The organism is Bacillus sp. JJ664 (genome assembly GCF_036962205.1).
GTDB lineage: Bacteria > Bacillota > Bacilli > Bacillales > Bacillaceae_G > Gottfriedia.
The window spans coordinates 1-11075 of record NZ_JBALMS010000122.1 but is presented as its reverse complement, the minus strand read 5'-3'; the positions used below and the strand labels follow the sequence as shown (position 1 = coordinate 11075).

The 11075-nt window shown below is 30.5% G+C and carries 13 protein-coding genes; 8 read left to right on the top strand and 5 right to left on the bottom strand.

Annotation, left to right across the window (positions count from 1 at the left end; translation table 11 throughout):
* The first annotated feature begins 137 nt into the window (after nt 1–137).
* The gene (locus V7056_RS17140) at nt 138–485 is read left to right on the top strand and encodes a hypothetical protein (protein ID WP_499703620.1); all 348 of its coding nucleotides are present in this window, start codon (nt 138–140) and stop codon (nt 483–485) included.
* A gap of 47 nt (nt 486–532) precedes the next feature.
* Complete coding sequence (locus V7056_RS17135; RefSeq protein WP_499703619.1) at nt 533–1036, top strand: hypothetical protein; 504 nt, start codon at nt 533–535, stop codon at nt 1034–1036.
* Nucleotides 1037–1753: 717 nt separating this feature from the next.
* Here the strand turns inward: V7056_RS17135 and deoD are convergent.
* Nucleotides 1754–2464 carry a purine-nucleoside phosphorylase gene (gene deoD / locus V7056_RS17130; protein WP_499703618.1) on the bottom strand — a complete coding sequence of 237 codons (711 nt, stop codon included), beginning with the start codon at nt 2462–2464 and terminating at the stop codon, nt 1754–1756.
* 377 nt (nt 2465–2841) lie between these two features.
* On the opposite strand from deoD, the gene V7056_RS17125 reads away from it, so the two are divergent.
* Nucleotides 2842–3576: a GntR family transcriptional regulator gene (locus tag V7056_RS17125; RefSeq protein ID WP_499703617.1), complete on the top strand. Its 735-nt coding sequence runs from the start codon at nt 2842–2844 to the stop codon at nt 3574–3576.
* Nucleotides 3577–3755: 179 nt separating this feature from the next.
* Nucleotides 3756–3887 carry a hypothetical protein gene (locus V7056_RS17120; protein ID WP_499703616.1) on the top strand — a complete coding sequence of 44 codons (132 nt, stop codon included), beginning with the start codon at nt 3756–3758 and terminating at the stop codon, nt 3885–3887.
* A gap of 403 nt (nt 3888–4290) precedes the next feature.
* Here the strand turns inward: V7056_RS17120 and V7056_RS17115 are convergent, their stop codons facing one another.
* The 3 genes from V7056_RS17115 to V7056_RS17105 all read right to left on the bottom strand — a co-directional run bounded on the left by V7056_RS17115 (nt 4291) and on the right by V7056_RS17105 (nt 6666).
* Nucleotides 4291–4929, bottom strand: a complete 639-nt coding sequence (locus V7056_RS17115; RefSeq protein ID WP_499703615.1) for a FusB/FusC family EF-G-binding protein — start codon at nt 4927–4929, stop codon at nt 4291–4293.
* Nucleotides 4930–5073: 144 nt separating this feature from the next.
* The gene (locus V7056_RS17110; protein ID WP_499703614.1) at nt 5074–5337 is read right to left on the bottom strand and encodes a CD3324 family protein; all 264 of its coding nucleotides are present in this window, start codon (nt 5335–5337) and stop codon (nt 5074–5076) included.
* Between the two features lie 273 nt (nt 5338–5610).
* Nucleotides 5611–6666, bottom strand: a complete 1056-nt coding sequence (locus tag V7056_RS17105) for a UvrB/UvrC motif-containing protein (RefSeq protein ID WP_499703621.1) — start codon at nt 6664–6666, stop codon at nt 5611–5613.
* 215 nt (nt 6667–6881) lie between these two features.
* Between V7056_RS17105 and V7056_RS17100 the strand changes: the two genes are divergently transcribed.
* A complete protein-coding gene (locus V7056_RS17100; protein WP_499703613.1) occupies nt 6882–7217 on the top strand; it encodes a hypothetical protein in 336 nt (111 codons plus the stop codon).
* A gap of 80 nt (nt 7218–7297) precedes the next feature.
* Nucleotides 7298–8029 (top strand): AAA family ATPase, encoded by a 732-nt coding sequence (locus V7056_RS17095; protein WP_499703612.1) that lies wholly within the window; start codon nt 7298–7300, stop codon nt 8027–8029.
* 69 nt (nt 8030–8098) lie between these two features.
* Here V7056_RS17095 and V7056_RS17090 read toward each other — a convergent pair whose 3' ends face one another.
* Nucleotides 8099–8638, bottom strand: coding sequence for a GNAT family N-acetyltransferase (locus tag V7056_RS17090; RefSeq protein ID WP_499703611.1), 540 nt, complete (start codon nt 8636–8638; stop codon nt 8099–8101).
* Nucleotides 8639–9189: 551 nt separating this feature from the next.
* Between V7056_RS17090 and V7056_RS17085 the strand changes: the two genes are divergently transcribed.
* Complete coding sequence (locus tag V7056_RS17085) at nt 9190–10635, top strand: spore germination protein (protein WP_499703610.1); 1446 nt, start codon at nt 9190–9192, stop codon at nt 10633–10635.
* A 25-nt stretch (nt 10636–10660) separates the two neighbouring features.
* Nucleotides 10661–11075 (top strand): GerAB/ArcD/ProY family transporter (locus V7056_RS17080; RefSeq protein ID WP_499703609.1); only part of this gene is annotated, 415 nt, incomplete at its 3' end.

The window sequence follows — 11075 nt, the reverse complement described above, 5'->3', positions numbered from 1 at the left end:
GCTCCTATTTTACTATTTAGAAGTTAAATAGAATATCAGAAAAATAAATAATTATGGTAACATCGAAGAGGAATAATAATACGAGCGGAAGAAACGTACTGGTTTTAAAAAGATAATTAATATGGGGAGCTAGAATTGTGATTAGTTTGATATTATTGACATTCGTTTTAATCGTTTTCGGAATCTTTTTTGTTCTTGGCATTGCTAATCTTCAAAGGGAAAAGGGTAAGTTCAATAAACCACATTGGAGATTGATTTTATCACTCTTTTTTCAAGTTCTGCTTTTTGTCATGTTTTTTTCAAGTCAATTAGAAAAAATTAACGAAGTATTAGCTGATATTTTATGGTGGGGAACCGTATTGTGTGGCTTTATTTTTGGAGTAATGAACTTTAAGAAAAATATTAATTTATCTGTTTTAACCGTTACTATTAGTTTCGCTATGACTGGTCTTATGCTTTTTATGATAGGGATTACTTCGATGTAAGTGTAATTCACCTATATTTGACTAAATTAAATTCCATGGGGTGCCAAATGTTAATTGTAAAATCATATATTAGTAAAGACGGTAGTTGGTACAATGATCTTGTTCAGCCAGAAGAATACTCAAAATTTTATATAGAATTTGAAAAAAATAACGAGAAAAAATTTAGTTTTCTTAAAGAGGAAGACAGGCTCTACGGATTTGTAGATGTGCAGTATCATTTTAAACCCATTATTAATAACACTTACTTTGGGACCATAACTGATATGTGGTATGTGTACTTTCATCTTATTGAAGAATTTCTTCGTAATGGGGAGGCAATCGAGTGTTATCCAGATTACGAGTGTTATATATCACTAAATACAAATAGTAATAATGGAATAACCATAAAAATTGGTGATAAAACGAATAACTATGATATTCAACCGAATTATTTTTGTAAAGAGATATTAGAGGCTGCAAAAAGTTTTTTTGAAACAAAGTCAAAGTTAGATAAATTAGGAAATAGTAAATTTATTGAAGAAAGTATCAATCCTCTGCTTGAAAAACTATAACTATAGTGGAATATATAATAAATCTTGTTTAAAGAAAGTGAATTACTATTTAGCTTGAATAACCGAGTGGGGAAAGGAAGCAACTCATAAAGAGTAAACATTTTAGGTTGCATCAATGTCATTGAACTAGCGTAAGCGATACATCTAAATGTATCGCTTTTTTTGTAGTCAACATGGCTAAAGTAGGGACTTTTTTGGCTCTTTTTATTGAACAACTGACAGTCTAGTTTTATTAGGAAAAGGATTAATTAAAATTGAATAGAATTAAAAAGTAATAAGATGAAAATCAAAAGGAGACAAAATGATAAAATTTTTAGTAATCAGTTTAATTTTTATTCCTATAGTCATCTTTGTTTGTAATTTCAATCCTGAAAACTTGAGTGTTTGGATGTTGGTAATCTTATTTTCACAATCCGCTATTTATATTGTTTGGGATTATGTTAAAAAAAGAAGAAATGATAAGGCACAATACAATTGACGTATGCATTAGTTGAGAAAGAACAAAAATTAAAGAGGGCACATAGGGGATAAAAAGATAGTATAGGGTTAATTGTGTAGGAGATGTAAGATTATTTCATAGTGAGCTGTGATAAGATAGGAAATACTTCGAAAAAAATTTTTTGATTGGTTTTCTAGAGTATTCAAAATATAATGTTTTCCAAAATGAAAATGCCAATAAATGCTCTTGCATCTATTGGCATTTTATATTCCTATACTTTACAAACAAGATTCTAATGCAATTTGCATCATTTTATTGAAAGAAGTTTGTCTTGCTTCAGCACTAATTTCCTCATGGGTTACTAAAGAATCTGAAATAGTAAGTAATGAGGCTGCTTGCTTTCCTAAAATTTTCGCATTATGAAATAAAGCATAGCTTTCCATTTCTGTACAAATACACTTATGGTTCTTATAGAAATCAACATAATTTGGTACAGAACTTTCATAATAAAACACATCACTGGAATGTATTCTTCCTCTAACAATCGGAATATTAATTTGCTTTGCAGTTTCTTCAATTTTATTCGTTAATAACTCAGAAGGGTACTGTATATCACCATCAGTGCCTGCTTGTACGTTTGCGTATGTAGATTGACTCCAAGAACTATCTACAAGCACAATATCGTGTATATTCAATTCATCTGTATAAGCCCCTGAACTACCAACACGGATAATATTTTCTACTTCATAAAATTTATATAATTCGTATGAATAGATGCCTATACTAGGCATTCCCATACCAGATCCCATTACAGATATTTGTTTTCCTTTATAAGTTCCTGTATTGCCAAGCATATTACGTATACCATTAAACTGCATTGGATTTTCTAGAAATGTATCCGCAATATATTTCGCACGTAACGGATCTCCTGGCATTAAAACTGTTTTAGCAATTTCTCCAACTTTAGCTGTATTATGTGGTGTTGTCATATTATTACCTCTCCATTTCTATTCTTTTTAATCTACATCATTATAAAAAAATAATTCAATTAGTAACCCTTGATATCAAGTAATTTGTTCATTCCTAATGAAATGTATCCCTTTCAAAAATAAAGAAATAAGTAGTTTTTTTATTTCTGATTACATCATTGTTCATGACAATAATAAGACCATGATATATAGTGGTATAGTTAGTTGTCTAATTTATTTAAATTATATTCCAACATGTCAAATTAAGCAATATTCTTAAGGTTAGAAATTTTAGGTTTTTGATGAAAATGAATAATAGTCGTGACCTACATTCCTATTTAACAGACGAGATTGCGAATAATTTATAAGTCGATATAATATTCGTAAGGAGTGTTGTTATGTTCGTTGAAAATAAAAAAAAAATACCTTTATACGTAAAGGTTTATGAAAAATTATTTAAACTAATTAGTGAGGGAGTCTACCCAATTGGAAGTAAGCTACCTTCAGAACTAGAACTATCTAAGCTGATGAATGTTAGTAGAATGACTCTAAGACAAGCATTGGGTTTACTAAAAGAGGATGGTTTTATTGAAGCAATTCATGGACAAGGGAATTTTATAAAACAAAATGTAAATGTACGAAATGTTGGATTAGAAAAAATAGATAATACAGTTTTTCAATGTTGTACAGAAACGATTGATGATATTGATGCTTCTTTAGAATTTAGTTTTTCAGACGATTTTGATTACATTAAAAAGATATTTAATAAAGATTCAGCAGTTATGATTAGGTTTAATAGGTGGTACAAGAGTAACAATAAAATAGTTGCACATGTTTTTACAATGTTCCCAAGTGAGACAGCGTCCCAATATCGAATGAATCTCAACGATCAGCAAAGTATACTAAAAATACTTGAAGAAGATATTTATATGTTAATTCATTCATCAACTATCGAAATAAAATATACAGAATCTGTCCTTCCTTCAGCAAACTATGAATTACGTTCAAATCATAATTTATTCGTATTACTTATTGAAAATTTATTTGACTCAATGGGGAATGTTGTACTTAAAAATAAGATTTATATCCCGGTCGAACTTAGTTCAATAAAAATTAATCGAATAAACAAATAAAATGTATTAGTTGAACATTCCGAGTTGCTTCGGCAATTCTTTTTTAATTTTTAACGTAAAGTTAAAGGATTCATAACAGTGAATCAAAAGATTAGTCGCTCTTTCAACCTAATTATATAAAGATTTATATTTTATGTTATGATTAACTTCTTATAACAACTATAGATTGGTGAAAAAGTATGGAGCAAATTGCAGTATTTATATTATTTTTAGGGATTTTGAAACTATTTGACATTCAGCTAAAAAATCAAAAAACATTTGAGAAGATATCAGAGCAATTAAAGAAGATATCTGAACAATTGGAGAAATAATTTAATTAACGTTCAACTTTAGTTCAACCTGACCAAAAGTCATTTGTGCCTTATTATTGATGTAATTGAAAAGAGGAATAGTATAATAATAGAAATATGATTAGAGCTAACAACGAGCTAGAAGGATGATTACATGAAAAAGTTGGACATTTTAATAATAATATTAGTTGCTTTCATATCAGCAGTACTATTTGGTTTTCTCCAAGGAATAATAAGTAATGGTTATATCTCTCTAATCATTTTAACTTTCGGATTGGTTGTAGGTTTTATTCATAGGAAGTTTGAGAATCGGAAGAAGAGATACTCTTATATTTGAGGAAATATAATGTCTTACGGGAAGAGTCAAACAAATAAATGAAAAAAGGCAAGCTTTTAAAAAGCTCGCCTTTTTTCATTTACAATATTAACCATTCACTAATTGTATAAAATCATGCAGTTTATTTAATGATGTAATATTTTGATTACACTTCTTGCTATCTTTACAAATGTAATTTCCTCTCTTTATAAAAGTACCTTGATCCGCACCTTTTGTTTTTGTCATAAACATTCCGATTTCTTCAAATTTATGGCAAAATGTACAAATTCCTTTCTTGTTTACAAGATTAAATGTACCTTGCAAGCCTATTAACTTTTGATTGTAGTAGGTAACAATATATTTTTTATTTGAGCCAATATCATCCCAGCCTAAATAAGTAACTTCTGTTAGATCTAGATTTTCTAAAATAGGCGTCTTTAGTTTTTTAGCCTTCGGGAATAATTTTTTTATTCCTTGTTCGGAAATCTTCTTAAAAGGAAATACATATGGCTTGATTTGCGCTAGTACTTTTTCAGCTTCTGCCTTATCTTCAATTGTAATAATTGGAGAAAGTAGCTGATTTTGTTCTTCGTTTATGTCAGAAAACATATTATAAACTTTTTCATGTGTAAGAGATTTTAATGCACGTAATACAATTCGATCATTAACAGTCGAATGTGCATTCACAAGCACTTGGATTTGTGCTCTGATGAAGTTATATTGATCACTTCTTATAAAGGGTTCCATTTTCTTCACTCCTAATCAAGGTATACCCATATACAATCATTAATTTTACTTTACACAAGATTACTCCAAATTAATATGTAGAAAACGATTGCTAATTAAACTCGCCATAAAAAAAGCACTGATAAGCGTCAGTGCTTTTACGATTTATTTCGTATAAATAATTTTTTTAATGGTTTCAAAAGAGAGGAAATATTCATCAGCTAATTGATCAATTGAAGTGCCAGCTTTATAAGCTTTTTTGATCTTGATATTTCTTTCGTCAATAAATTTTCTAGTGCCTGAACGAGATCCCCATTTTTTATGAGTCGTTTCAGGTTTTGGAATATAAATTGTTTCTCCTTGAACATACTTTTGAATTTCCGAAATCAATTTTTCAGGTAAAATAGCCGTTGCTTTTAAATATGTCATGACTGTAACGCCCCTTATTTATTTTTCGTTTAAAATAAGGTGCAAAGCCAATATTTAAAAAAGCTTACTTGGGCGATTAAATGTAGTACTCACCCCATGCAAAGTATCGCCTTTCCAATATTAGGCTTTGCATGAGACGTTGCAGAATCTGACAAAAACACATTACTTGTCATTTTCTATCACCTCCCTAAAGTAAAATTAGTAAATACATTCATTCTTATTATAAATGATGATCTACGTACTTGTCGCCGTACATGTATAAATGTAGAAATTTTAAAGTGCTAAGATAAACTTTAATAGCTTTTTATCAAGGGTTGAAGAATTCATCGTTTTTAACCATTGATTCTTTATGATGACTGAATGACAGTTTGGACTATTAAGATAGCTATAGATAATTTGCGCCTCATCAATTTCATCACGACTTACATCATATGATTCTTTCATTTCATGATTGACAAAGTATGCTTGAGCGTTTGACCTAATTGTTTCTATTAACTGATCAGTCGAAATGTTTTTCATTTGATATATTTCACTAAAGAGAACTTGAGTACGTTTCACTAGAAACATCTTTATTGAAGTATCATCTAAGCGCTCAATCATGATGATATTATGATTTTCTTCGGTAAATTCAATTACTTTTTCTTTCTTTAATAGAAGGGAAACAGTGTCGATCCAATCTCGATATTTAGTAGCTGCTTCAAAATTAAATTCTTCAGAAGCTTGATGCATCATCTGTTGCATTTCCTCTATTAAGCTCATATCTGTTCGATTCAAAAAACCAATCAGTCGATCAATGATTGCGTTATATTCTTCAACTGCCTGTCCACCTAAACAAACGCCATTACACGTACCTAACGAATAATTAAGACAAGCACTATTTTTAATAGTTGAAAATGCACAATTAATTTTAAAACAATCTTTTATACCATTAATCGCTCGTTCAACTAAACTTCTACTTGTAAAAGGGCCGAAGATGAATGAATCTTCAATATCTGTTGGTTGATTGCTAACTTCGATTTTTCGGACTTTTTTATGAGGATCTATGACTAAGTAAGCAAAGGACTGTGGACTTTTCATCATTCGATTATAATGTGGCTTTATTTCTTTTATTAAGTGACATTCCAGCATAAAAGCATCAAATTCTGTATCTGTTTGAATCGTATCAAAATCCTTTAAATGTGCTACAAGCTTTTTAATTTTTGGGGAATGTGTCTTTGTATTTTGAAAATATGTTTGCACTCGTTTTTTCAAACTTTTTGCTTTTCCTACATATAAAATATGACCTTGTGAATCTTTCATTAAATATACACCAGGAGTAAGTGGTAGAATTTTTACTTTTTCTTGTAGATTAATATTGATTCATTCCTTTTCTAATTATATATTTTCCATTTTATCACGAGTATGAAGAGCTTGGTGTGTATTCGCATTTTTCAATTGTATAAAAATTTTCACCTGACAAGGAAGAGAAAAAGCATAAACGAAGTAGGAGTCGCGTAAAAATTGACTACAGAGGATATCTGTAAAATAGAAGGAGAAGTGATCAAATGAAAACGATATATACAACATCTTCCTTCTTCACATGGATTGTTGCTTTCATTTTGAATGCTGTCATTATTTGGGGATGTTTTAAATTCGCTAATGTACTTGACTGGTCTTATCTAGACCTGGCTTTCTTTTTATACCTTGTGATTTTACTTTTTTATTTCATATGTCTAAAAAAAGATGAGGGGTTTCCAGCGCTTTTTAGACAGCATATCCTTCGCAAAAAGTTCTTATTGCTACATGTATCAGCATTCGAAGTGACACTGATCCTAGTTAGCGTTTTCCACATTGTAAAAGCAATCATATTATATAGAGATGCAATTGTAACGCTTTTTTAAAGGAACAACAGATCTTTTCTGTTGTTTTTTTATGTCTCTAAATCATTTTAAATATTGTATAATTTGTTTAGGTGATAAACATGTTTTTAAAGAAAATTACACTATTACAGGATGTTGTACCGTCTTTTTCAAACTATCCTTTCTCAATTCCTTCAATTCGAAAGCTAGATGAGTTGAATTTAGATAGTAATATTACATTTTTTGTTGGAGAAAATGGTTCCGGTAAATCAACTCTATTAGAAGCGATTGCTGACAAATGTGGATTTCATACAGCAGGTGGGGGACGTAATAATAGCTATGAAGTTTTTGCGTCTGAATCATCGCTTAGTAACTATATCAGACTATCTTGGTTGCCAAAGATAACAAATGGCTTCTTTTTAAGAGCGGAATCTTTTTATCATTTTGCAACTTATCTTGATGAAATGGATGATCCTTTAGCATTTAAAAGCTACGGCGGAAAATCATTACATGAACAATCTCATGGTGAATCATTTTTGTCATTATTTTTAAATCGTTTTAATGGTGATGCGATTTATTTACTAGATGAGCCAGAGGCTGCACTTTCTCCAGCAAGACAATTAACATTTTTAAAAATTCTCCATGATTTAGCTGAAGAAGGAAACTCCCAATTCATTATCGCAACGCATTCACCGATCTTACTTGGTTGTCCTAATGCAAACATTTTAAGCTTCGATAACGGCGAAATATCCAAAATAGCATATGAAGACACAGACCATTATCAAATCACAAAATACTTCTTACAGCATCGAGAAAAATTTTTAGCTGACTTGTTGAGGGAAGATGAAGAGTAGTCATTAAATATAAAGACAGCAAAAGCACAGTATGTAATAGAGAATACTGTGCTTTTTTAAATTGAGTTATCATTTAAATTCTTGATTACTACGCAGAACTGTTATAAAGCCATCTAAGATATCATGACTGACTGTAAATCCTTTTCGTTTATAAAATTCTAGGGCATCTTCATTGCCATTAGAAACGTAAATGAAATAGTCATCTACATCATCAAACTCTTTTAACCAGTTCATTGACATTTTAAATAGAACGGAGCCTACTCCATATTTTCTGTATTCTTCTTTTATATAAAACTGAGATAAACATCCTACATTTTGTTTTTCTACGGATGATAGGTCAAAAAAAGTAGCAAAGCTGTTTGAATAAACTTCTTTTGGTGAGATATTTGCATAAACATAACCTACTATTTTAGCATCATCTTTTACAATCACAATATAGTTATGTATGGCGTTTTTAACTGAAGGAACTAATCTCGTATCAAAATTCATGCTATCAAATAATGCTGGTGTAATATGTGCTTTTGATTTTTGGAATGCCATTAGTTCATTACATAAATCTCTACAATATTCTATTTTTTCTTCTGATATCACTTCATAAACTAAATTCAAACTTCCCACTCCCATAGGCTAATTTTTCTGACGATCAATCTCATTATCCGAAAGCTATTGTTACAAATCATTTTATTACATAGAGAAAAAGAATCGCAACTATTTCAAATGAGCAGTTTCCTGATACGTTTTCTATTTATAAATGCGTTAGTTGATTACAACTCCAGGATGCTCCCTTTCCGTGGGGCGTGAGCTTGAGCCTCCTCTGCACGCCTCCAGGGTCTCAACGATCCCGCTAATCCGACAAGAGTCTCGTACCTTCCGTTGTAATCAACTTCTGTCTGCATAGTTAAAAACTCAAAAAGTAACAATCTTATAGAAAAAAAGGGTTTCTTACATCAATTGAACCATCTAAAGTGAAAAAGAAGATTGTGAATTAATTTTCAGGAAAAAATGAAAATAACTAGAAGTGCAACTTTAGTGGTGTCCTTCTTTTTTTATGTTCAATTCACAAATTATGAAGAAAATACCATGCATATTTCACCCGCAAAATGAACAAACTTAGTTGCTAGGAGTCAAATTATTTGAGGTCATTTTTGAGAGGTAATTAAATGGATTTACAAAATGGTAGTTTCAAAAATAAATATAAAATACGCTCGTCGACAATTAATATCGATGGGAATATCGAAGAAAATGAAGAATTAATCCGTAAAATTTTTTCAACCTCTGATATTAGAAAAAAGAATTTAGTTATCCAAAAAAAACAAGCCTTTCTATTTTATTTGACGGGTTTAGTAGATGAACAAAAGGTTGATTCATTTGTAAATCATATTTCAGCTAGTTCAGATGAACTTGAATTGTTTATGAACAATAATGCGGTTAGATCAAATAAAATTGTAGACATTGAGAAATCGATTTTAGCAGGCAAAAGTATTTTATTTTTAGAAAATGAGCCTTTAGCTTTTATTTTTTCAACAGAAAATTTGATGCAAAGACCTTTTTCTCCACCAACAATTGATAATTCACTGAAAGGGACAAAAATCTCTTTTGTTGAAACCTATCAAACGAATATTGCACTACTAAGAAGATACATTACTACAAGTAGTTTTCGAACCTATCAAACAGAAATAGGTACTGATAATAAGCGTACTGTTTCGCTTGCATACATAGATGGAGTAGTAGATGAGGAGTTATTGTCTTCAATACAGAAGAAAATTTCGGAAATAAAAGAGGATTCTATTTTAAATGTGAATCAAATGGCTCAACTGATGGAAAGAAATGCATTCTCTCCTTTTCCACAATTATTAACAACTGAACGTCCTGACGAAGCTGCTTTGGCTTTACTCAAAGGGAGAGTCATTTTGATTTTAGATCGGTCAGCTGAAGTCGTTGTTCTACCTTCTAATTTTTTATCTTTCTTTCAAAGTATTGATGACTATTCTTCAAGAACGCTAGTTGGTTCATTTAATCGGATTCTTAGAGTGGTCGCTTTATTTATCACGCTTTTTTTACCAGGTTTATATATTGCAATCATCTCTTTTAACTATGAAATTGTTCCTTTGAAATTATTAATTTCGATCGGAGAATCACGGACAAGAGTTCCATTTGATCCATTGGTTGAAGCAATCATTATGGAAATTACCTTGGAAATGTTAAGAGAAGCCGGTATTCGATTACCGGCTCCAATTAGTACGACTGTTGGTGTAGTAGGAGGGATCGTAATTGGTCAAGCAGCAGTTCAAGCAGCGCTTGTTAGTAATATCATGGTCATCGTTGTTGCGCTGACAGCAATATCGTCTTTTATTATTCCAAACTTTGAAATGGCGTCTAGTTTAAGGATTATTAGATTTCCAATCATGGTAATGGCTTCTTTATTCGGGTTAATTGGTCTTGTTGTTAGTACGATGGTCCTCATTGTACATGCCTTGACATTAACTAATTTTAAAACGTCATACAGCGTACCATTTTCACCACTAAAGATTTCACAATTAAATGATACTTTGTTTAGAATACCGCTAAGATTTCTCTGGAATAAAAAAAACAAACGGAACGAGTAAATAAATATGTTGGAAGGGATATGTAATGAATGGAAAAATAAATATATCAATATTGCAATTCATATTAATGATATTTGGCATTCAAATTGGCATAGGCATGTTAGCCCTTCCTCGTGAATTAGCAGATAAATCCGGTACGAGTAGTTGGATTGCAATCATTTTCGGAGGATTTATTTGTACAATCATCAGTATTTCATTAATAAAAATAAGAGAAAAGACACCTACAAAGAGTTTTGTTGACTATTTTACATTTTATTTAGGAAAAATATTTGGGTCACTCATTGTATTGCTCCTTTCGATTTATTTTTTGTGTATGGGATATACAGTATTAGTAAGAACAATTCTTTATATTCAATCTTATATTCTTCAACAAACTAGTGTAACGATTATTTTATTAATATTTTTAGTTCCAACTTTTCAACTAGTATCTGGTGGAATAC

Coding starts and splice junctions, on each gene's coding strand:
- V7056_RS17135 (WP_499703619.1), top strand. CDS start 533: ATGTTAATTGTAAAATCATATATTAGTAAAGACGGTAGTTGGTACAAT.
- deoD (WP_499703618.1), bottom strand. CDS start 2,464: ATGACAACACCACATAATACAGCTAAAGTTGGAGAAATTGCTAAAACA.
- V7056_RS17125 (WP_499703617.1), top strand. CDS start 2,842: ATGTTCGTTGAAAATAAAAAAAAAATACCTTTATACGTAAAGGTTTAT.
- V7056_RS17120 (WP_499703616.1), top strand. CDS start 3,756: ATGGAGCAAATTGCAGTATTTATATTATTTTTAGGGATTTTGAAACTA.
- V7056_RS17115 (WP_499703615.1), bottom strand. CDS start 4,929: ATGGAACCCTTTATAAGAAGTGATCAATATAACTTCATCAGAGCACAA.
- V7056_RS17110 (WP_499703614.1), bottom strand. CDS start 5,337: ATGACATATTTAAAAGCAACGGCTATTTTACCTGAAAAATTGATTTCG.
- V7056_RS17100 (WP_499703613.1), top strand. CDS start 6,882: ATGAAAACGATATATACAACATCTTCCTTCTTCACATGGATTGTTGCT.
- V7056_RS17095 (WP_499703612.1), top strand. CDS start 7,298: ATGTTTTTAAAGAAAATTACACTATTACAGGATGTTGTACCGTCTTTT.
- V7056_RS17085 (WP_499703610.1), top strand. CDS start 9,190: ATGGATTTACAAAATGGTAGTTTCAAAAATAAATATAAAATACGCTCG.